Raw genomic sequence first — 21,880 nt, forward strand, 5'->3', positions numbered from 1 at the left:
CGATGCCGGGGATCGTTTCGAGGCGACGGCTCAACTCGTGCGAACGATGCCAGATGTGAATCTGTCGGTCCAGCTCACCGACCTTATCGCGCACCTCACGCAATTGCTGTACCAAAAGAAAGAGGGCCGATCGGGCAAGCAGGGGACTGAGGTCGTGCCCCTCGTCCTCAACCAACGCGACGAGCATGCTCAGCCCTGTAGCACCCTGACGAGTGATGATGCCCAACTCCGCCAAGTGGCCGCGCAAGGCGTTCACCAGCATTGTCCGCTGCCGGCCTGGCTTCACGATGGACTGCACGCCGAAGGCTTGCCGGCGACCTGCATCGAGACACGGCAGGCCAAGGCGGCCATGAAGACGATGCCCAACAAGACCGATCGCAATGACGCCCGCGCGCTGGCGCAGATCATGCGCACTGGCTGGTATCGGCAGGTGCACGTGAAGAGCCGGCAGTGCCGGCTTTGGCGCTCGCTGCTGGTTGCCCGCCGCACGGTGCTGAACGAGATGCGTTCGATCGAGAACGTGGTGCGGGCGATCCCGCGCGAGGCCGGCGTCAAGCTGGGCCTGCCGTCGCGCAGCGCGTTTGCCCGCCGCGTGCGTGAGTTGACGGGCGCTGACGCCGAGGTGATGGCGATGGTCGAGCCGCTGCTTGCAATCCTCGGTGTCATGTTCAGAGAGTTCGCCCGCTTGACGAAGCAGGTTCTCGACATCGTCCGCAATGAAGAAGTCTGCCGGCGGCTGAAGAGCGCGCCGGGCGTCGGGCCGATCACCGCGCTCGCCTTCCGCGCCACGATCGACCGGCCTGAGCGGTTCGGCTCGTCGCAGGCGGTGGGGGCGCATCTGGGACTGACGCCGGCACGCTACCAGTCCGGCGAAACCGACATCCAGGGAAAGGTCAGCCGATGCGGCGACGAACTTGCACGCACCGCGCTTTATGAGGCGGCCCACACACTGCTGGTGCGATCGAAGAAGTGGTCGAGCCTCAGAGCATGGGGCATGAACATCGCCAGGCGCCGGGGCATGGCGCGGGCGCGGGTGGCGGTGGCCCGCAAACTGGCAGTCATTCTGCATCGCATGTGGGCCAACGCGACCGAGTTCCGCTTTGGAAAGGAGCCTGCTCACCTGGCCGCGTGAACTGAGACAGATCGAGGAGCAAGCAACACGAACAAAGCCTTCGCCCGAAAGGGCGATGCCCGGATCGTTCCCTGGGACGATGGGCGAGGCGATCTCATTGAGAGTCCCGAACCTGCCGGCCCAAGCGCGGCAAGGTCGTGAAACAGATTGAGACGCCTCGCTCTCCTGACCCCATCATGCGGCGGCGCAAGCGCTGACCGCGAAGAGAAGCGAGTGACCCACGGAACGGTCCAGAAAAACGTGCAGGAGTAGCTTGACCTAAACGACCCCAATCAGAGAGGACTCTTAGTGACGCTGCCCAGCGTGAGCATATAGGTCGGCGGGCGGGAGCACCTTGAAATAGCACGCTATTTTCGTATGGAAACGCAACAGAAGAAAAGCTCATGGGCCGCGCGCCCACGGTTGAAGCGTGTTGCTCTCGTTTGCGTAGGAAAGCTGCTTCTAGGAACGAAGGAGTTCCCAACAATATTGGATAGCCAGCTCTGTTGTCGGCACCAGAATTTCGTCGGAGGCCCCGAAGGTGGGCGTGTGGATGCCGGACTCGTTGCCTGGCTCTCGACTGCCAAACCAGAAATAGATCGAAGGCACGCAGCTGGAGTAAAAGCCGAAGTCATCGCTGCCGGAGCTCGCCGCTCCTTCAACATACTTTTCGTCGCCCACGGACTGAACGACAAGCTGCCGGAAGCGTTCAACCAGCGCGGCATCGTTGACCACGGGAGGGTCGCCCGCTTGCGACGTGAAATCCGCTTTGCCCCGATGCATCGCGGCGACACCCTCGGCTATTTCGCGGACGCGACGCACCAACAGCCGCCGCCGCTCGGGACTGGCTGTTCGGATCGTTCCTGTCATGACGACCGACGGGCAGATTATGTTCCTCGCCTCGCCCCCGTGAATAGTGCCTATCGTTACGACCGCGCGATCGTCAACCGGCATTTCCCGGGACACCACCTTTTGGACCTCATTGATAAAGGCGCCAGCGATTGCGATCGCATCCACCCCAGCATTCGGCTTCGCACCATGCGCCATGGTGCCAATAAGCTCGACCTCAAATTTGTCGGCTGAATTCATCACAGCGCCCGCCCGTGCGCCGTAGGATCCTGCGGGAATATCCGTGCGAACGTGAAACCCAACTGCGGCATCAAACCCGTCGAGCAGCTTCTCTTTCACAACAGTGCGACCGCCGACCGGTTCCTCTTCTTCCGCAGGCTGAAAAAACACACGCACTCTACCGGAAAAGTTCTCTCGCATGCGGTGAAAGGCAAGAGCCGTGCCCAAGGCGATCGACCCGTGCATGTCATGGCCGCAAGCGTGCATCACACCAGGCACCTGCGACTTGTATGATAGGTCGTCGCGGCTTTCCTGGATCGGCAGGGCATCAATGTCCCCGCGCAGCGCGATCGAACGATTTGGCCCGGCAGCAAGCCCCTGAATATCAATGTAGACGCCGGTCTTGTGGAACGTCTTCGCTTCGGCCAGACCGAAGCTCTCTAGTGTTTCGATAATCCTCTTTTGCGTCTTCCACTCCTCGTTCGAGAGTTCCGGCTCGCGATGCATGGCGTGACGCATTTCGATCACCACTTCACGCTCGACTTCGGAGAGTAAGTTGTTGGTAAGAACGTTCATTTTGAGCTCGCGGCCACTTCAATTGAATGTCTTTGTCTGATGCGAACGCTAGCAATAATGAGGCAGCGAAAAACGTCGATTTGCTAGCACCGCACGCAGAGATCCTGCAAAACGCCGAGCAAAAGCCAACTACCTCGCTAGGTATGGACAAACTTGATCCATTGTCTGATTGTTGCAATCTGCGCGAAGCCGAGGAAGCTGGACGCGAGCTTGTCGTATCGCGTCGCGATGCGGCGTGAATGTTTGATGCGGTTGAAGAACCGCTCAATACGGTTGCGCAGGGCGTAGGTCAGCTTGTCGACCGGACGCTGAACCTTCCGGTTCGATTTGGTTGGGATCACGGGATCGGCCGCGGCGCGTTCCAGATCGTCGCGAATGGCGTCGCTGTCGTAAGGCTACAAATTTAGAGGCTTCTGTGTTTGCCGCTCCTGATGCAAGTTCTGACCCGTTGAGGTGCAGCGCTCGGTAGGAAAGCGCCGGTGAAGGAGGTGTGAGAACGCGTCGACGACCTACATGGGCTAAATGATCGAACAGATCTGGGTCAGGAAAACAAGTTAGGGGCTAGGAGCGATGCAGCTCGCTGAATAGATTTGGCCCTGATCCGCAGATCACCGTATCGGCCAGCGGCTTCCAAAGTTAGCAGTTTGCACCGGATATCGATAGTCCTCTCTCTTTGTCAGCATGGCCCATATCGCTCGCGCCATTTCGCTTGCCAAAGCTATCGCCAACAGCATCTTCGGCTTTCTAGCCAACATCCGAGCTAGCCAGAACCCTCGGTTTTCGTCTTGCGCCGGAGGCAGTTCAATCTTGACATGGCACCGATGATCAGGAACCTGCGAATGTCGGCCTGTCCGGCTTTCGAGACACGTCCAAGCCGCTCCTTGCCCCTGGACGAGTGCTGTCGCGGAACCAGACCTAATCAAGTCGCAAAGTCTCGCCCACGTCGAAAGCTCTCATCGGCGGTGCAAGGCCTCAACGGCCAACGCGCGCATCGGTCCGATGCCCGGCATGGTTTGCAAACGACGCGTTGCTCAGTCTGTGTTGCCAGTGAGCTATAGCGAAGGATTTGAAGCCAGCATCGGTCGAGCCGGCGCTTGATGCGCCGATTGTCCTCCTCGATGCGATTGTTCTGGTATTAGGTGGCGCATGTTCGGCGGTTCGTGTGGACGACCTACCGCGCCAACATGCTGGCGATCTGCGAGCGCGAGCTGAATCGCGTCTTCGTCAGCTCTCGGAAAAACCTCTGCAAGCCTACGGGCCTACACCAAGGATGTCATTCTCAACTTCTCGCGCCCAGGCAAGGCATGCAACCTCCTTGGGTGACTTCAGCAACATCATCAGCGTGCAATGGCCGCCTCTCGGTTTAAAGAATTTTCAGCATCCCGGAAACAAGATGATTGCAAAGATTTCTTAGAACTTTAACCCAAGGAACGCGCAATCTAGAACATCATAGTCCACGTTTGTTGTGGGCCTGCTCAATTGTCAGTGCCGGCTCAGAAAAGGAATCTTCTGATGCACATTATAGAAACGCCGCGCCTAATCCTAAGGCCGCCGTCGGTTAGCGACGAGCTTCTTTTACATGGACTTCATTGCGATCCTTTTGTCGTAGACGCGATTAGAGATGGAGTCTACTCCACTATAGAGCAGTCGAAAGCTGCACTGCTTCAGTTCATCAATCATTGGCAGCACCATCGTTTCGGCTTATGGATGGTGTTCGTCAAAGATGAAGGCCAAGCCAGAAAATTCGCTGGCTATTGTGGATTGATGTGCATCGGCACGTATCTGTCCGAAGATCCGAATTATTTGTGCGCAGATCCGAACAACGTGGAAATCATAACCTGCCTCCACCTTGCGGCCTCCGGAAAAGGGATCGCGGTCGAGGCCGGCAGGGCAGTGGTCCAATTTGCTTTCGAGCATTTAAAGCTCGGGAAAGTGACTTCCTTCGTTCGCGAAAAGAACACTCGTTCGCTGTTAAAGAATCTAAAGATCGGTTTTGTTTATGTAGGAGACATAATTTACAAGAATAGCATCAGGAGACGTTTAGAAATTTCCCCAGTGACGGCAGTTAAATCTGACAACTTTCTTTTTTTCGATTACGAAGATCCAGAAAGTATCCGAAATCAGTAGTCCTGCGACCAAACCGCATTCATCGGGGCTGCTTACCTCTCGATGAACTTGGCGCAGTCGCTCGACCGTGAGCAGTCCGTGCTGCCGATGATACCGGGCATCCCCGAGCGCCGGACACATAGCTATGTCCGGCACGGCAAGACCTCGCTGTTTGCTGCGCTCGACGTCGCCGGCTTCGTTATTGGCAAGTGCTACAAATGGCGCCGGGGGCCACCGTGCGGCGCGGCGATCAGGATGAGAGGTCGCTCCCAGATCGCCGCGCTATACAGGAGACCGGGACCTAAAGACGACGGTTTGCAAACTCTTATACGCGGGTTGGATACCGCATTTCCGTGTGTACGCCTGGGGCTGCTTCTATCTTAGCACGGGCATCGACGTCGTCGGCCACTCAGTTCGATCGAAGATTCCCCCACCGGGGCCCTGCCTCCAACATTGAGCGCATCAGCAGATGATCGATCTTGTTTCCTCTTTCTAATTGGTCGCCAAATGCGAGCGGCGCTAAGTTAAGCTTGATGAGCTGGTTGCACTTCCTGGCCAATAGCCCACAGGAAGGCCCCCATTTCTCTAGCGATCGCGGTGATCGCGATGGCCTTGTGCTTCCCCGCGAGGATCATTTTTCGGTAGCGAGAGCAGAGGCGGAGCTGACCTTTCCACGCTATTTCGCGAACGGTTCTCGGTAGGCCTTCCAACTGCGCTTGCTTGGTTCGACTTACCCGCGCAGGGAAGCGGTAAGCCCATGCGCCTTCGACCAGCATGCGACGGGCCCGACAGTTCCCGGCCTTAGTGATCCCGCCGCGTTTGACATGTTCACCTGTCGAGCTCTCTGACGGAACGAGGCCAAGAAAGGCCATCAGTTGGCGGGGGTTTTCAAAGCTGCGGATGTCGCCAATTTCGGCAACAAAGACGACGGTGCAATCAACGATACGCCTCGCAACGCCTTGATAGGCTTCGACAACAGGAGCCATCGTCCAGGATTTGACAGTCTCCGAGATCAGATCGGTCAGACGCTTTAAGCGCACCTCGGCATCCTCGATCGCCTGGCAGTATTCCTTGAGCACGATGAAGTGCGCCGGATGCTCGAACTTCAGAGTCGATATCCACCGCATATGCGCCAGCGACCAGGATGAGCGGCCCGAATAGATGCGGCCATGTCGAAGGAGGACGACTGAAGCTGCTGACGCGCCCGCTTTTGAGCCTCCTGTGCTGCTTCACGGGCCCGCACGAGATCGCGCATAGCCTCATGCCCGCGGTCCGGCACCCAAACCGCCGTCAGCTCACCCGCACGATGTAACCGTGCCAAGCTGACCGCATCGCGCCGGTTGGTCTTTACTCGATCTCCGGGACGCTTGGGAATTAGTGCCGGTGCCACCACCACACAATCATGGCCCATCTCGGTGAGCTGACGGTAGAGTTCGTAACCTGTAGGCCCTGCCTCGTAACAGAAGTGGAGCTTTGTTCCTCGTTTGGCCAGCTTTTGCACGATGGATGACACCGAGGCCGGATCTGAGGGTATGTCGCCGAAAAATCTTACCTCACCACCCGTTCGCCATCCGCGACGGCCACAGAAATCTTCAGTTTCGAGACGTCCAGACCGAGGACAAGTCTGCTATGCTGATCCATGGTTCATCCTCGCTAAGCTTGGGGCCCGGCTTCGGCCCGAAGCAACCCCCGATCTCAGCTTACGGCGAGGGTGAGCCGCCTTCACCCCGAGAACATACGGTCTTAGTCGATCGACCTGGCTGATTACATCAGTGTCGCTAGGCGGCGAAACGATGTCGAAGCATACTGGTCGCAGCGGCGACGTCGCTGGACTATGGGCTCGGTTCTCTCAGCTCAAGGACAAGGTGCAGGTCCGCACGGGGCAGGTCGTTCCAATCATCGTGATTCAAGAGGCGGGCATCGACGGCTTTCGGATCCACCGCTTGCTGCAGGACGAACCGGGTCGAAAGCCACGTCGTTGCCCCCGCTTCAATCGCGAAGTCGCGCCGGCGCCGACGGGCGAAGACTGACAAGATCGACGGGGATCGACGGGGAAGCTCACGTGCGCGTGTTGCTGGCGCACAAGCGAGGCGAGCCGCGGGTGCGCCATGATTCGAGCACCGACCCACAAGAGGAAGATCGCCGCCGAATCTGCCGCGAGCGCAAGACGTTGACAGCGTCGGGTCGAGCACGTCAATCAGATCAAGGGGATGCTCTTCGCCCAAGGCATCTCTGACTATGAGCCCCTTGTGCGCAAAAGAGGGAAGCGGCTTGAGGAACTCAGGACCGGTGATGGTCGTCCGCTACCTGAGCATCTGGAGGCACAGATTGACGCGAACTTGATCAACCCGAACTCACGCTTCAGCAGATCAAGTCCGTGGAGACTGAGCGGGATGCTATGCTCAGCCCGTCGGACCAAGGCACGCCCCGCCCTAGGGTGGCGGATCTGGGTCCTGCAAGCTGCCGGCGCAGATTGCAGACCGGGCGTTACTTCGGGTGAAATTTCGGCCTTACCGGCTACGTCTATCTAAAAACCAGATGACCCCAATACACACACTGAATTTGACGCAAGCCCTTCGGCAATTGAAACAAATAGCAAAACAACCGCAAAGCGGAGAAGGCGCTTATTTGGTAAACCGCAGGCGCATCAATGTTGGCGAGTTACCGTCGGGGGACGGTCATCCTAGCCGCCGGGCTTCGTGATCCTGGGACAAGATGCGAACGTTGATCGACTGTGGTGACGGTGGAAGGGTGAACACTGAAGCTAATGTGATGCCGTTCCGCGTCGAGGCCGGGATCAACGTCACGGCAGGCGCCCGACGAGAATCCAATCGACTAGGTCGAACTGCAGAAACCGCTCCATCCAGCAGATAGGCGCGAAAACGTGTGCGCCAGAAACTAGAAAGGGGAACTGAAGCATGTCAATCTCTCGAAGCAAAATTATCAAGATGGGTTTGGCCGCCGGAGCGGTTTTATTGATACCTCCTGTCCTGCGAGCACAGACCGCGCCAACCGACGAGCGGACGGTCCGGTTTGGTAATGGGGAACCTCAGTGTGTTCGACCCGGTCGTTACGACGGCTACCGAAACCCTCAACCATGCTTCTCAGACTTGTGGGTATATTCGCGCGCCTGCGGCTTTCGGCCGCGGTTCGCCGGTTATGACGGGCCGCAGACCATGTGCGATTATCTGCGGACGGTGCGTAAGGAAGGCGCGCACGGCGAAACCTTCAACACGGACGTAATGACCTGGGTGATAGCGCGCGTCACGGGCCACTCGTTCGCGCAGCTGTTACAGGAGCGCCTGTGGGCACCGCTTGGTTGCGAAGAGGACGCGTATGTTATCCTCGATCGCGCCGGCATGCCAATGGCGGGCGGTGGCCTGAGCGCGTGCCTGCGCGACGTCGCTCGCTTCGGTGAGTTGATGCGGTGCGAAGGCGTGTGGAATGGTAAACAACTCATTCCCGCGTCCGTCGTGCAGGACGTGCAAAGGGGCGACCACCCCGCCAAGCTCCCCTCCAGTTACTCGTATCGCGGCCAGTGGGTGGGTGACGCACAACGAACTGGGCGCCATCGAAGCTCGGGGCATCCACGGCCAGCGCCTCTATATCGCGCCGAGGCGGAGATGGTGGTCTCGCGCTTCGCGTCGCATCCAGTGGCGTCGGCCGACGCCAGCGACGTAATCACTATGCCGCAGATGTCAGCTCTAGGGCGGATGCTGCGCGCGTAGCCTGCGCGTGCACCAACCTCAATCGCATGACGCGCGGCGATCCGATTGAGCCAGCGGATTGGGCTCGTGATCCAGAGCTTCATGCCAAGTACGACACCGGCAAGAACGGACAAAGGCGAATGGGTTTTGCTTATAGACAGTCAACCGATTGAGGAAACTATGGAAAAACATTTAGACGAGTACCCGGCCCAGCTGGGTGCCACCTATGATACGGTTGGTTCAATTGCAACGAACGTTGCGGACGGCTTTACGATGGTAGCAGTTGGCGATCTCATCGTGTCGCGAGCGCTGACAAAAGGCCACCATCCAGACTTTGGCGCTATCGTCGAGATTCTTCGTGATGCCGACGTCACGTTCGGCAACATGGAAACCCTGATCTTCGATATCCGATCGTTTAAGGGAAGTCCGGAGGCTGAGCACGGCGGTGCGTATCACATCAGCCTACCGGAACTCGGACCTGATTTGAAGGCGATGGGGTTCAATATGGTCGGGCGCGCGAACAACCATACCCTTGATTGGGGTCTTGAAGGCATGCGCGAGACGAGCCGGGCGCTCGATGAGAGCGGTATCGTCCATGCAGGTGCGGGCGAGAATCTCGCACAAGCCGGCGCCGCTCGCTTTTTGGAAACCGCACGCGGTCGCGTGGCATTGGTATCTTTTGCTACATCGTTTGCGCCAATGTCTCGAGCGTGCGATCCCGCCGGCGAGGCTCCCGGCAGACCAGGGCTCAATGCCCTTCGTTTGACGCAAAGCGTCGTGGTCCCGCCAGAGATGCTAGATAGCGTGAGGCGGATACGTGATGCGTTGCCCGACTGCGAGCTTGGCCATGCAGATCCCACAATGGTCGTGCTCGCCGGAACGAAATACAGGGCAGGCGAAAACGTCGGTTACAGCTACGAACCCAACGCGCGCGATGTCACTCACATTTTGCGAAACGTTCGCCGGGGCAAGCAATTCTCCGACTTGTGCATCGTCGCGAATCATGGCCACGAGCCCGGGAACTGGAGCCAGGAACCCCCGGACTACGAACAATCCTTTGCGCGTAAGATGATCGATGCCGGGGCCGATGCATATGTCGGACACGGACCGCATCTGTTGCGCGGCATTGAGATCTACAAGGGGCGGCCGCTATTTTATAGCTTGGGGAATTTCTTCTACGACGACCTCCGAACGCCCGCGGGGGCTGACATGTTCGAAGCTTACGGAAAAGACCCACGGGTCGACACGGATGCCGAGGTTACAGTCGATGAAGAGACAAAAGGATACCCGACGGCAGAAGGATTTGTAGGTGCGCTCGCCGCCCCGGTCTTCTACGAGAGCATTATCACCGTCAGCTGCTTCGAACAGAACCAGCTTGCCGAATTGCGGTTGTATCCGATCGAGCTCGGTTTTTCGAAGCGGTTTGCCAACCGGGGCGTCCCGCAACTCGCCCCCACGCCCCAAGCCAAAGCCATTCTGGAACGCCTACAGAAGCTCTCGAAACCATTTGGGACCGAGATCGCCATCGAGAACGACGTTGGAGTGATCAGATTGAACGCATGAGCCCCGAACGGAAGCGGGCCATCCGGCGCCTGTAGCCTTCCTTTCGTGGAAAAGATCGAGTAGCGAAAGGCGAGATGAAAGCGCGATCGCGGCGTATCTCGTCACGTCTCACCGAGAGCCCCCGTGCTTCGTTTCAACTCGAACAGCCCTGTTCAGACTGGTCTCCACATAGAGGTGGTAGGGCGACGGCAGTTTCCTTCGGCAGATACGGCCATCTAAAAACGCGATGGCACCATCCACAACATTATATTGGTGAACTCAACGCCAAGCGGCGCACACTTGGGAGGTAGCCAAACTGAACTGCACCGCCCGTCAACACCGTCCGAAAAATCGAGCAAAGTGAAATGGAGATCAAAGACATCTTTCTCGCGCCTGGTAACGGCGCATTTTTCTATGACGATCAGGAAGCCATTAGGTCCGGCGCAATCCAGGACGGCTTCATTTATGTTGGCGCACCGACAACGCCTGGGTTCAAGTCGATTCGCATTCCAGCATCCTCGCTCAGCGTTGGACTTGTCCTTACCGACGACACCGTTGTTTGGGGCGACATGATGAACGTCCAGTACTCCGGTGCTGGCGGACGCGATCCGCTGTTCGACACGAATCAAATCTCGGAGTTGACGTCGCGGGTTTTGGTGCCCCGGCTTCTCGATGTCGATGCGTCTCGTTACCTTGATGCCTGCGCGAAGGTTTTCGAGCCTTTCGAACACAAGCGGTTACCTCTCGCGATTGAGTATGGGGTCAGCCAGGCGCTCCTACGCGCAGCGGCCCATCTTCACCGTGCGACGATGGCGGAAATCGTATGCAGTGAATTTAACCTACCGCTGCCAACGCGTAGGGTCCCGATCTACTGTCAGAGCGGTGATGCTCGGGAAATTAACGTCGACAAGATGATTCTGAAGGCCGTGGATGTGCTTCCCCATGGCCTGATCAACTCACGGCAGAAATTCGGCGTCAGCGGCCAGACCTTCATGGAGTTTGTGAAGTGGGTTGCAGCGCGCACGCGCGAAATCGGCCACCCGGGATATTATCCGGTGCTGCATTTCGATGTGTATGGCTGGATCGGCCTGGAAATCGGCTTGGAGCCGCAACGGATCGCCGACTTTATCTGCAAGGTTGCCGAGAGCGTTCCGGGTTTCACGCTTAACATCGAATGCCCGGCGGATTTTGGTTCCACACAAGCCCAAATTGATAACTACGCCCGGATCGTATCGATTTTGGATGATCGGGGTTCCAGCGCTCGCATTGTCGTGGATGAGAGATGCAATACGCTTATGGATATTCGGCTCTTTGCCGAAGCGAAGGCCGCCCATCTCGTCCAAATCAAGACCCCCGATGTCGGCTCAATCGCCGACACGGCGCGTGCCGTTCTCCTCTGCAAGGCTAACAAGGTGGGAGCGTACGTCGGGGGAAGCTGTACCGAGACAGATCTCTCCGCCCGTGCTTCGGTCCACATATCGGTGGCAACCCAGGCCGACATGATGCTCGCAAAGCCCGGAATGGGAGTCGACGAGGCATTCTCAATTGTTGGGAACGAACAAAACCGGTTGCTGGCGACGCTGAACCGTCGTCGGGCTCAAAACGAAAATGTTGGATGAAAAGCGCGGTGTCGCCATGCAGAACTGCCTTGAGGGGATCACCGTCGTTGCCGTGGAACAGGCCGTAGCCGCGCCTTACGCATCGTCTCGCCTTGCGGACGCAGGCGCCCGAGTGATCAAGGTCGAAAGGCCCGAAGGGGACTTTGCCCGAAACTACGACAAACTGGTGCGGGGACAGAGCGCCTACTTCGTCTGGCTCAACCGCGGTAAGGAGTCAGTTTGCTTGGACTTGAGGTCGGAGGCGGACCGCGCCGTCCTGGAATCGCTCATCGCCGTTGCTGACGTCTTCATGCAGAACCTGAAGCCGGGCAGCATCGAAAAACTGGGTTTCGGGTCTGCTGATCTCCGTCGACGCTTTCCGCGGCTGATCACCTGCGACATCTCTGGTTTCGGGGAGAAAGGGCCGTATTCCCATTTGAAGGCTTATGATCTCATCGTCCAGGCTGAAACAGGTCTGTGCGCGATCACCGGTACCCAACAGGGGCCCGCCCGTGTAGGGGTGTCGGTTTGCGACATATCGGCGGGCATGACGGCGCATAGCGCCATTCTTCAGGCGCTGTATCACCGCGAGGTCACCGGCGAGGGGGCCAGCATTCAGGTGTCACTGTTCGATGCCGTCGCCGACTGGATGAATGTACCGGTTCTGCAACACGACTATAGTAGCTATCACACGGTGCGCGCGGGCGTGAAACACCCATCGCTGGCGCCGTATGGCGCCTACCGTTGCGCCGATGGCAAAGACGTCATCTTTTCGGTTCAAAACGACCGTGAATGGGTAAATTTTTGCGAGAAATTCCTGAAGCGGCCCGAACTCACACGCGCAGCTGGTTTTGCCGACAACATGGAGCGCCTCGGTCACCGTGCGCAACTTGATGAGATCATAGAACAGCGGTTTTCCGAACTGTCCTGCCAGGAAGCAATGCAGGAGCTTGAGGCGGCGGGTTTGGCATATGGCCGACTGAACGAAGTGGCGGATATTTCAAAGCATCCCCACCTTCGCAGGGTCGAGGTCGGCACCCCCGAAGGAACTATCGAGACAATAGCGCCTGCGGCGATCTTCAACTCTGAGCGCCCCTTTCTTCGCCCAGTTCCGGCTCTTGGCTCCCATACGGAGACTGTCCGCGAGGAGGTTTTAGCGCGTTTGCGCGAAAGGGCAGGGTCAGCGTGAGCGGGCGTCTCGGTAAGGTGAGGGCGCTCGCGATTTCCAAAGAGCCTGTATACCTCGGATCATCTCTGCACGCCGGCCGCCCAGCAAGCTCGCTGCAAGCGCCCCTGCTATACTCGACAGCTGAGGCGACTCTATGATCAGGGACACCGTTCCGGCCGTTGAAAGCGCGATGTCTGTACCCCGCTGGAGATCCTTGCTCTTCGTTCCCGCTCACGTTCCGCGCTTTGTGGAGACGGCTCATGACCGCGGCGCAGATGGCGTCATACTCGACCTCGAAGACTCGGTCCCGCAAGACCGGAAGCTTGAGGCACGGCGGCAACTTTCTGCATCCGTGGCAAAGGTGGGCCGCAAGGGTTCAGCAGTGCTGGTCCGGGTCAACCGGGGCTTACGCGCGCTGGCCGCAGATCTCGATGCGGCGGTAGTTGCAGGCGCCGATGCGCTCGTCCTTCCCAAGGTGGAGTCGGGCGAGTGGGTGATGGAGGTTGCTAACGCGGTATCGGAACTTGAACAGGAGAGAAATCTTCCGCTGGGACGCATCCGGTTCCTTGCCCAGATCGAGACCCCGGGCGCCTTGCAGAGGCTCGCGGCCATTGCGTCGGCGCATCCAAGGATGGTCGCAATGGCGCTTGGTCCTGAAGACTTCAGTGCCGCTGTTGGCGGCGCCCCGGAATTCGACCTTCTGTTGGCGCCGAACCTCTCTGTTCTTTTCGCCGCCCGCGCGGCCGGGTTGCTCCCGCTTGGCTTCATAGGAAGCATCGGCGAGTTCTCGGACACTCATAAACTTCGTGAAGCCGCGACGCATGCGCGCCGGCTTGGCTTTGCCGGAGCTTTGGCGATCCATCCGACACAGGTAGCCATATTCAATGAGGCTTTCTCGCCAAGCGCAGAGGAACTCGAGTGGGCCCGTCGCGTCGTCGCTGCGGAAAACGATGCCGCCACGCGTGGACTATCTGCATTCTCGTTGAATGGTAAGATGATTGATCCGCCAGTAGTTCGGCGTGCCCACGAGATCCTGGCTCTCCCCAGCAATAACTGACCTGCATTTAATCAGGGGCCGGACAGGCGCTGGGTTTCGAGAGATGGCCGACGGTTTGTCTTGCCTGCCATCTCGTTTCGAGATAGATATGAAAGCACTGGGGACTCTGCCCCGCTTGGATTCGATCGTCGTGGACATCAGGCAGTTAAGATACTTTGTCGGCGTCGTCGAAGCCGGAAGTTTCACAAAGGCGGCTGCGACCCTCAACGTTGCTCAAAGCGCTCTAAGCCTGCATGTGCGTCAACTGGAGGAAGGATTCGGCACCCAACTGCTGGTTCGCGATAGGACCGGTATCAGCGTCACGGCGTCGGGAGACAAGCTGCTTGAGCGGGCCCGGATCATCCTGAAGGAAATTCAGCTCACTGAGGAGGAACTTACCAACTCGGTGGCTGCTCCTTCCGGAGAGGTGACCATTGGCATTCCGTCCGGAGCCGCTCGCGTCCTTAGCGGTCCGCTGCTTGAATCGGTAAGAAGCGAATTGCCGAGGATCTCGCTCAAGATGATCGAGGGCATGACGGGACCGCTGGAGGAGTGGATGGCTGCTGGCCGTCTCAATCTGGCCGTCCTGTACCGGACTGCCGAGAGCGTGGGGCCAATGACGGTACTGGCCCGCGAAGAGTTTTGCCTGGTGGTGCCGCCTGGTCAACCGCCTGTCGAAGATTCGATACCGCTGGCCGACCTTCACGCATTTCCGCTTGCGGTTCCCATGCGCAACAACAATGTCAGGCGTTCGGTGGCTGATGTCGTTGCCCAACACGGTTGTGTTTTGGACGTCAGATTCGAGGTCGACTCCCTTTCTACGATCATCAATATGGTCATGGAGCGAAAGGCATATTCGATCCTTACCCCGTCCGCCATTCAGAAAGAGGCGTCTCAAGACCAAGTCCGTGCGGTCAAGATCGTCGATCCGGTGATTACCCGTTCCGTTGTGCTCGCCGTCAACCCGAAGGATGAGCGCTCTCCAGCCGTTTCTGCGGTCCGCAAGCTGATCCCGAAGGTCGTCAGGACGTTGATCGAGAGCAGGGACTGGTCGGCCACGGCTCCGGACCGGGCGTAGGCAAATTCTTCAAACCAAGTTCCAGGTGCTATTGCTTCCTCCGCGACTGCCTGAGCCGTATCAATCTGTATTCGAGATGGTTTTGGTCGATATTCCATATTTGACCGGGCGTGACGATCGCGTGAAACTGCAGAGAAGCGAGCGTCGGTCCGGATATCGGCTGGCCTCGCACTGGCAGGAATTCAGTCAAGCGGAGCATGCGATGTCCAACGCCACGAGCTATCAGCTTTTCATTAATGGCAGGTGGCGAGCCGGAAGTGACGGAACTGCTCTGCCGGTGATCAACCCGGCGACAGAGAAGGTATTTGGCTCGGTGGCCGCGGCTTCAGCGCCGGACCTGGATGAGGCCCTTGCTTCGGCAGAGCGGAGCCGCAAGGCTTGGTCCGCGCGGCCTGCAAAAGATCGTGGCGAGATCCTGGTAGCAGCTGCCAGGATCTTGGCAGCGAAGCTTGGGGCGGCAGCCAGGGACCTGTCGGCCGAACAGGGAAAGACAATTGCCGAAGCGACAAGTGAATATGCGCGTGCTGTCGAAACACTGGAGTGGAACGGCACCCACGCCGAAGAGCTGTCGGCCCCTATTCCGATGGGCCCGAACCGGATGATCGTCCCGGAGCCCCTTGGCGTCGTTGCTGCCTTTACGCCTTGGAACTACCCGGCCGTTCTAATCGCCCGCAAGCTCGCCCCTGCTTTGGCGGCAGGCTGCCCGGTGATCCTAAAAGGGGCTGAAGAGACACCAAGCGCGTCTGTCCATTTCGTCGAAGCCTTGCGACAAGCGGGTATCCCGGACGGCGTGGTCAATCTCGTCTTTGGCGTTCCGGTGCAAATATCCCGGCACTTACTCAGCTCGCCGATCGTCAAGGTTCTAACTTTCACGGGCTCTACCGAGGTTGGAAAACAGCTCGCCAAGCTCGCCGCGAACAACTTGCAGCGGTGCATTCTTGAACTCGGTGGGCACTCCCCGGTCGTTGTATGCGAGGATGCCGACCTCGCAAAAGCCATACCGGCAATTTCGGAATACAAGTTCGAGTGCGCGGGCCAAAGCTGTAATGCGCCCAGCAGGATTCTCGTCGCGCGGCCTCTCTATGAGGAATTTCTGTCCCGGATGACGGAAGCTGCCCGCAAGATCAAGATCGGCCCGCCGGACGACCCGGCGACGGAGATGGGCCCAATGGCAAACGCGCGACGAATCGAGGCCATGCAGCGTCTGGTCATGGATGCGGTCGATCGCGGCGCCACCGTCGAAACCGGTGGCACCCGCCTCGACCAACCGGGTTTTTACTGGCCGCCAACGATCCTGACAGGCGTGCCAAAGGACGCCAGAGTGCTTCATGACGAGCCGTTCGGGCCGATACTCACCGTGGCACCTTTCGACACGATCGAGGAGGCGATCGAAGAAGCCAACGCCACTGACTATGGCTTGGCCGCCTACTTCTTCACCGGTGCTGACGATTCAAAACGGGCGCTGATCGGCGGTCTTTCGGCCGGCGCACTTAGTGTGAATTATCTTAAAGGGGTTTCAGCAGATGCGCCGTATGGAGGCGTTAAACAGAGCGGGTATGGATATGAAGGAGGCGAGCAGGGGGTGCGGAGCTTCCAGAGCCTGAAACTGGTCAACGGGTTCGGTTCATTCGGATGAGATTTCGTGAATAAGACAAGACGGACCATCGCCGGCAAGGATATTACAAAGAGCGTCGCCGACGCTCTTCAATACATTTCATACTACCATCCCCCGGACTATATCCGGTACCTTTCGCAGACATACACTCGCGAACAGAGCCCGGCGGCGAAGAACGCCATCGGGCAGATCCTGCTGAACTCCCGCATGGCGGCCTTCGGGCGGAGGCCGATCTGCCAGGATACCGGTCTCGTAGTTGTCTTTGCCAAGGTCGGCATGGACGCCCGCATCAAATCAACGGCCAGTTTCGCGGACCTCGTCAATGAGGGCGTCCGCCAGGCATATCTCGACCCGGACAATCCCCTTCGACCATCGATCGTCTCGAATCCGCTTGCCGGGCGGGTGAACACGCGGGACAACACACCAGCAGTCGTCCACGTCGACCTTGTGCAAGGTAACCAGATTGAGATCACCATCGCCGCAAAAGGGGGCGGATCGGAAAACAAGGCACGTTTCACCACCTTGAACCCCAGTGCGTCCGTTGCCGACTGGGTAGTCGACACCGTTTCGACGCTGGGCAGCGGATGGTGTCCGCCCGGCCTGATCTCGGTCGGCATCGGTGGCAGCGCTGAAAAGGCGATGCTGCTGGCGAAGGAGGCCATGAACGAGCCCATTGATATGTCGGAACTGATCGCCAGGGGGCCGTCAAACGCGGAGGAGGCGCTGCGGATCGAGCTTTATGAAAGAATTAATGCGCTAGGCATCGGTGCTCAGGGCCTAGGCGGCCTGACCACGGTCGTGGACGTGAAGGTTGCTACCTATCCTACACATGCCGCGTCGAAGCCCGTCGCGCTCATTCCGCAATGTGCGGCCAACCGACACCTGAAGTTCACCTTGAACGGCTCGGGATCCATCCAGCTCGAGCCACCTGACTTTTCCGAATGGCCCCAGATCGGTCATGAGGATTTGCACACAACCGACGTCCGGCGGATAAATCTCGATGCGCTCACGAAGGAAGACACGGCATCCTGGCGCTGCGGAGAAACTCTTCTTCTGTCCGGAAAGATGCTGACGGGCCGTGACGCCGCCCACCAGCGAATGATGGATCTGATCGATGCCGGCAAGCCGCTGCCGGTCGATCTGCGGGGACGCGTAATCTACTACGTCGGACCGGTCCGCGCGGTAAGAGATGAGGTCGTCGGGCCGGCTGGCCCGACAACCTCCAGCCGTATGGACGTTTTTACTGAAAAGATACTCGCCGAGACTGGGCTATACGCGATGGTCGGCAAAGCGGAGAGGGGCCCGGCGGCCATCGAGTCAATTGTCAGTCACAGAACGCCCTATCTCATCGCAGTCGGTGGCGCTGCGTACCTGATTTCAAAATCGATCAAGGCGGCGCGGATCGTTGCCTTTGAAGACCTGGGCATGGAAGCCATCTATGAATTCGAGGTGCAGGACATGCCGGTCATCATGGCTGTCGATGTTGAGGGAAACTCCATTCACAATTCAGGGCCTCTCGAGTGGCGAAAGCGCATGGCGGCCGATAGCATCGCACGCAGCATCGGCGTTTGAGTCCGCCGGCTGCGCGATCCGACCAGAGTCCCGTCTCGGATTTTGGGCCGTATCGGTAACACCAGCGGCCATTTGTGTTCAGCTCCTCGGCGAGCCAGACAAGAAAGGCTTTCAAGTCGCTCTCGATGCCAAACGCTCAGTGTAAAGACTGCATCGACCTGCCGGCCATGCGATCAACGCTCGGTGCTGTCTAGCTTGCCAATCAGGTCAAGCACCGGACCCGGGTAGGAAGGAAAAGCCCAACTGTTCTGCATCCCTTCTGCTTGGTCACTTGACATTCGACAACCTCACACGGACGCGTTTCGGGCCGAAGACAGATATGTCCACTACATTCGCTCGCTTCAATTGATGAAAAATTGCTGGGCACCAATTGCCCTTTTCGACCACCGTTTGAGAGCAAGATCATGAAGTCAAAATCCGGCCCCGTGCAACTAGACGGTTGGGATCTGAGGATTCTCTCGGAAATCCAATCAGATGGTCGGATTTCGAAAAGCGAGCTCGCAAAGCGTGTTCACCTTTCAGCTTCAGCCTGTTCGGAGCGGCTCCGTGTGCTCGAAGCCGCAGGGGTCATTGAGGGGTTCTACGCGCGCCTCAGTCCAGCCCTCATCGGGGGCATCATCTCTGTAATGGTGGAGGTGGTTTTGGACCGCCATCGTCTCGAGGATCAACGACACTTCGAGTCCGCGATCCAAGAGATTCCGGAAATCCTCGACTGCTGGGCTATCGGGGGGCGGATCGACTATCTGATGCGCGTTTCATCGCCTTCCATGGCTGCGTATCAAGATTTCATGGAGGGACTGCTACAGGCCGGTTTGGGGATCGAGCAATACTACAGCCTTGTCGTCACGAAACCAGTGAAATCCAATTCACCAATTCCCTTGTCCTCCCTAAAACAAAGATAAACGCCTGAAGCGCTGATTCCACGGTGATCGGCGCCAATTCCGAGAATCTACTGGCCAAAGACGTACATTCCCGCGAAATCTGAGAGGCATTTGCGGTATAAGGAGCCGGGTCGGCCGGGTGTGCTCCGTTAATTTATCGTGCGGAAAGCAACGACGCGCTTGAGCAATCCGGCAACCGAGAAACTGCGAAAAAAGGATGAAAGCTTATGGCTGCGCACGAAAAGTACAAATTCAAAATCGAAAACGAGAGTTACGAATGGAGCAGTCAGTTCATAACCGGCGCCGAAGTGCGAGGCCTTGGTCCTGGCATACCAGATAGCATGGACGTGTATATGAAAGTAGCAGGCCATCCCGGTCGGCTGGTTGGGGCGGATGACTCAATCGACCTGCGACAGCCGGGGATCGAAAAGTTTTACGCCCAGGATGCAAGCTCCGAAGCCGGAAATGCATAATGCCACTGTTGTTCGATTCTGAATACGAGATTCTTAAAAAAGCCGGTCTCAATTTTGAGGAACAAGAGGGTGCCCGGTTTCTTATATTTAAAAACTTTCCGCTGCCGAAAGGCGTTTATGTGGCAGATGAAAAGCCCGCGGATGCGGTTGATATATTGTATGTCATTCCGCAGAACTACAATATCTCGGGGGGCGACATGTTCTGGGTACACCCCCGATTGCATAGGGCTGACGGTGGGTTGATACCAAACACTGGCGGGCCTGGTCCCAATGAGGATTCACGTACTCACGCAGGCGTGGTGTTTTGCCGCTGGTCTAGGCACTGGAATGGAAATCCTTGGAAAGCAAAGGTCGACAACGTCCAAACGATTATGGATCGGATTTCGTGGGCGTTTAGATACCCTGACGCGAGGCGTTCATGAACGGACCTCGCATTTCTATTACCGGTTCTCTCGACAACAGGCTCAAGAGTTGGTTGACGGGGCACCCTGACGGTCACGAGCGCGGCGCGCTCGTTCTCTTCCGCAAAATAGAAAGGACCGTAGCGGGACTGTCGCCGTCAACGCGTTTTGTGGCGGTTGACGTGATTGAGATGGATGGTGACTGGATACTAGAGAGCTCCCCGGTTCACTTGCGTATTAATCTGCGCAGGTTTCAGGACATCTACGTTCGTTGCGAGCGGGAGCGGCTGGAGTTGGGGTTCGCCCACAGTCATCCAAGAGGCGTTTTGGAGTTCTCGACGAAGGATGATCTGAACGAACAAAGCATTCTGAGGGGATACGCTGGCTGCAATGGCCGTGACGTGTCACTTATCGCGATGGTTTTGGCAGACGGGCAGTGGCGTGCGAGAGTTCGGTCGGGTGCGATCCCTGATAGCGTGACTGATGTCCGGCATGTCTGTGTGCTCGGGACTCACTTGGCAGTTCATCTCGGCAAGGCAGACGATGCCACTTCATCGGAAGTGCTGCGGCGCCAGGAAGCTGCCTTCGGCAAGCCTTTCAGCGAGAAGCTCAGATCCTTGCGCATCGCAATCGTCGGAGGTGGTGGAACGGGATCGTCGGTCGCCACACTCGCCGCCCGCGCCGGCGTTGGCGAACTCATCATTATAGATGGGGATTTGCTCGAAGAGAGCAATCTCAATCGCGTCCGCGGATATCGCAGTTGCGATATCGGCGAGAGTAAAGCAGCCACGTTGGCCCGATACATTCGAGACCTAGGTTTATCGGTAGCTGTCGCTGCCATCCCGGCATATGTGAACGAGTCTTCAGAAGCGATAGATGCGATCTCCAGCGCTGACCTAGTGTTCGGCTGTACTGACGATGTTGCTGGAAGGGAGGTCCTCAATCAGGCAGTGTACTACTACTGCCAGGGCCTTATCGACTGCGGACTCACCGGCAAGATTGATTTCGACCAGGAGCATCAGCCTTATCTGCGTGACCATAGAGGCCGCGTTAGCACAGTTCTTCCCGAATTTGGTGCGTGCTTGAGGTGCCAAGGCGTCGTCACCGAGGAAAAGCTCAGTTACGAGAGTGCGCTAAAGGAACGTCCGGAGTTGGGAGAGCTGGATCCAGAAACGCTTCGGACGGAGTTCTATCTAGTCGGGGGCGGCGAGCGGGCTCCCGGCGTAGGTCCGTTCACCAGTGCGACTGCCGATATGGCCATAGCGACATTGTTTGATCTTGTGCGCGGCTACCGACGACTTCCTAGCGACATTAGCCGCGATAATATATGGTACGACTTCGTGCATATGGCAATTCACAGCAATATGCCAAAGGACAATGCCGAATGCTTTTGCTGCGGTCCGAATGGCTTATTGCTCAAGCCTGAGGATGGCTATCGGCTCGATATGCCGTCACTAGGTAAGCTGAGCTAATTCGTATGTTGTCTTGGCTGCTAAGGCTCGTGTGGCGGCTGGAGGAAATCATCCTCGGTCCACGTACTCCAAAAACATCCAACAGGACTTCTTTTAAGGAGCGACTTCCGGGTATACTTTTCGCTCGGAATGAAGTGCTCGAAAAAACACCTTCGAATGACAGGGTCACGCCAGGACAGTTCATCACGGTCGTGCACAAAGGGCGGCCATACTGGTCGCTCTTTAGGTGTCCCTGTGGCTGTGGCGAGGTCGTTTCGTTACCGATGCATCCGCCGCATAACCCCAGGTGGCGTATCGAACTGAGCCAAGACGGGAGGCCGACTTTGCATCCCTCTGTCTGGAGAAACAAAGGGTGCATGAGCCATTTCTGGCTTAGAGACGGAAGAGTCTACTGGTGTGGGGATACCGGTGTCGACCCTTGGCGAGCCCGTCCAGATCTATACGAAAGAAGAATGTAGAGCCCGTCCTGGGATCGC

General features: G+C 57.9%; 17 protein-coding genes and 4 pseudogenes. 17 read left to right on the plus strand and 4 right to left on the minus strand.

Translation table 11 applies throughout. The features are described 5' to 3' along the window. Nucleotides 1-46: 46 nt before the first annotated feature. Entirely contained in the window at nt 47-1,132 is a 1,086-nt protein-coding gene (locus NKJ37_RS30440) for an IS110 family RNA-guided transposase (RefSeq protein ID WP_352776295.1), read from the plus strand. Nucleotides 1,133-1,573: 441 nt separating this feature from the next. On the opposite strand, the gene NKJ37_RS30445 is transcribed toward NKJ37_RS30440, so the two are convergent. The 3 genes and pseudogenes from NKJ37_RS30445 to NKJ37_RS30455 form a co-directional block, all read right to left on the minus strand. After that, complete coding sequence (locus tag NKJ37_RS30445; protein ID WP_352776273.1) at nt 1,574-2,755, minus strand: M20 family metallopeptidase; 1,182 nt, start codon at nt 2,753-2,755, stop codon at nt 1,574-1,576. 137 nt (nt 2,756-2,892) lie between these two features. Continuing rightward, entirely contained in the window at nt 2,893-3,096 is a 204-nt protein-coding gene (locus tag NKJ37_RS30450; protein WP_502902034.1) for a transposase, read from the minus strand. Between the two features lie 267 nt (nt 3,097-3,363). Beyond that, nucleotides 3,364-3,783 (minus strand): annotated as a pseudogene (locus NKJ37_RS30455) (transposase); the annotation flags it as partial. A gap of 484 nt (nt 3,784-4,267) precedes the next feature. On the opposite strand from NKJ37_RS30455, the gene NKJ37_RS30460 reads away from it, so the two are divergent. Both NKJ37_RS30460 and NKJ37_RS30465 read left to right on the plus strand, forming a co-directional pair. After that, nucleotides 4,268-4,882 (plus strand): GNAT family N-acetyltransferase, encoded by a 615-nt coding sequence (locus NKJ37_RS30460; RefSeq protein ID WP_352776274.1) that lies wholly within the window; start codon nt 4,268-4,270, stop codon nt 4,880-4,882. Between the two features lie 54 nt (nt 4,883-4,936). Beyond that, a pseudogene (locus NKJ37_RS30465) lies at nt 4,937-5,089 on the plus strand (IS630 family transposase); the annotation flags it as partial. Between the two features lie 296 nt (nt 5,090-5,385). Here the strand turns inward: NKJ37_RS30465 and NKJ37_RS30470 are convergent. Beyond that, nucleotides 5,386-6,502, minus strand: a pseudogene (locus NKJ37_RS30470) (IS110 family RNA-guided transposase). Nucleotides 6,503-6,603: 101 nt separating this feature from the next. Between NKJ37_RS30470 and NKJ37_RS30475 the strand changes: the two are divergent. From NKJ37_RS30475 to NKJ37_RS30540, 14 genes and pseudogenes are all read left to right on the plus strand, one after another. Beyond that, nucleotides 6,604-7,268, plus strand: a pseudogene (locus NKJ37_RS30475) (transposase); the annotation flags it as partial. 541 nt (nt 7,269-7,809) lie between these two features. Continuing rightward, nucleotides 7,810-8,589, plus strand: a complete 780-nt coding sequence (locus tag NKJ37_RS30480; protein ID WP_352776297.1) for a serine hydrolase — start codon at nt 7,810-7,812, stop codon at nt 8,587-8,589. Nucleotides 8,590-8,748: 159 nt separating this feature from the next. Further along, nucleotides 8,749-10,131, plus strand: a complete 1,383-nt coding sequence (locus NKJ37_RS30485; RefSeq protein ID WP_352776299.1) for a CapA family protein — start codon at nt 8,749-8,751, stop codon at nt 10,129-10,131. Nucleotides 10,132-10,475: 344 nt separating this feature from the next. Then, the gene (locus NKJ37_RS30490; protein WP_352776275.1) at nt 10,476-11,729 is read left to right on the plus strand and encodes a methylaspartate ammonia-lyase; all 1,254 of its coding nucleotides are present in this window, start codon (nt 10,476-10,478) and stop codon (nt 11,727-11,729) included. A 16-nt stretch (nt 11,730-11,745) separates the two neighbouring features. Beyond that, on the plus strand, nt 11,746-12,897 hold the full coding sequence (locus NKJ37_RS30495) for a CaiB/BaiF CoA transferase family protein (protein ID WP_352776300.1): 1,152 nt from the start codon (nt 11,746-11,748) through the stop codon (nt 12,895-12,897). Between the two features lie 193 nt (nt 12,898-13,090). Then, the gene (locus NKJ37_RS30500) at nt 13,091-13,933 is read left to right on the plus strand and encodes an HpcH/HpaI aldolase/citrate lyase family protein (RefSeq protein WP_352776276.1); all 843 of its coding nucleotides are present in this window, start codon (nt 13,091-13,093) and stop codon (nt 13,931-13,933) included. A gap of 130 nt (nt 13,934-14,063) precedes the next feature. Then, nucleotides 14,064-14,990: a LysR family transcriptional regulator gene (locus NKJ37_RS30505; RefSeq protein ID WP_352776301.1), complete on the plus strand. Its 927-nt coding sequence runs from the start codon at nt 14,064-14,066 to the stop codon at nt 14,988-14,990. Between the two features lie 202 nt (nt 14,991-15,192). Further along, the gene (locus tag NKJ37_RS30510) at nt 15,193-16,626 is read left to right on the plus strand and encodes an NAD-dependent succinate-semialdehyde dehydrogenase (RefSeq protein ID WP_352776278.1); all 1,434 of its coding nucleotides are present in this window, start codon (nt 15,193-15,195) and stop codon (nt 16,624-16,626) included. Between the two features lie 6 nt (nt 16,627-16,632). Beyond that, complete coding sequence (locus tag NKJ37_RS30515) at nt 16,633-18,177, plus strand: fumarate hydratase (RefSeq protein ID WP_352776279.1); 1,545 nt, start codon at nt 16,633-16,635, stop codon at nt 18,175-18,177. A 404-nt stretch (nt 18,178-18,581) separates the two neighbouring features. Beyond that, nucleotides 18,582-19,079 (plus strand): Lrp/AsnC family transcriptional regulator, encoded by a 498-nt coding sequence (locus tag NKJ37_RS30520; protein WP_352776280.1) that lies wholly within the window; start codon nt 18,582-18,584, stop codon nt 19,077-19,079. 206 nt (nt 19,080-19,285) lie between these two features. Then, on the plus strand, nt 19,286-19,531 hold the full coding sequence (locus NKJ37_RS30525; RefSeq protein ID WP_352776281.1) for a multiubiquitin domain-containing protein: 246 nt from the start codon (nt 19,286-19,288) through the stop codon (nt 19,529-19,531). Beyond that, complete coding sequence (locus NKJ37_RS30530; protein WP_352776282.1) at nt 19,531-19,953, plus strand: E2/UBC family protein; 423 nt, start codon at nt 19,531-19,533, stop codon at nt 19,951-19,953. The genes NKJ37_RS30525 and NKJ37_RS30530 overlap by 1 nt, the downstream gene beginning before the upstream one ends. Continuing rightward, nucleotides 19,950-21,404 carry a HesA/MoeB/ThiF family protein gene (locus tag NKJ37_RS30535; RefSeq protein ID WP_352776284.1) on the plus strand — a complete coding sequence of 485 codons (1,455 nt, stop codon included), beginning with the start codon at nt 19,950-19,952 and terminating at the stop codon, nt 21,402-21,404. Before NKJ37_RS30530 ends, NKJ37_RS30535 begins: the two co-directional genes overlap by 4 nt. A 5-nt stretch (nt 21,405-21,409) precedes the next feature. Beyond that, nucleotides 21,410-21,862, plus strand: a complete 453-nt coding sequence (locus NKJ37_RS30540; protein ID WP_352776286.1) for a ubiquitination-like system serine protease family protein — start codon at nt 21,410-21,412, stop codon at nt 21,860-21,862. Nucleotides 21,863-21,880: the final 18 nt, after the last annotated feature.

This window comes from Mesorhizobium sp. M0140, assembly GCF_040322475.1.
GTDB lineage: Bacteria > Pseudomonadota > Alphaproteobacteria > Rhizobiales > Rhizobiaceae > Mesorhizobium.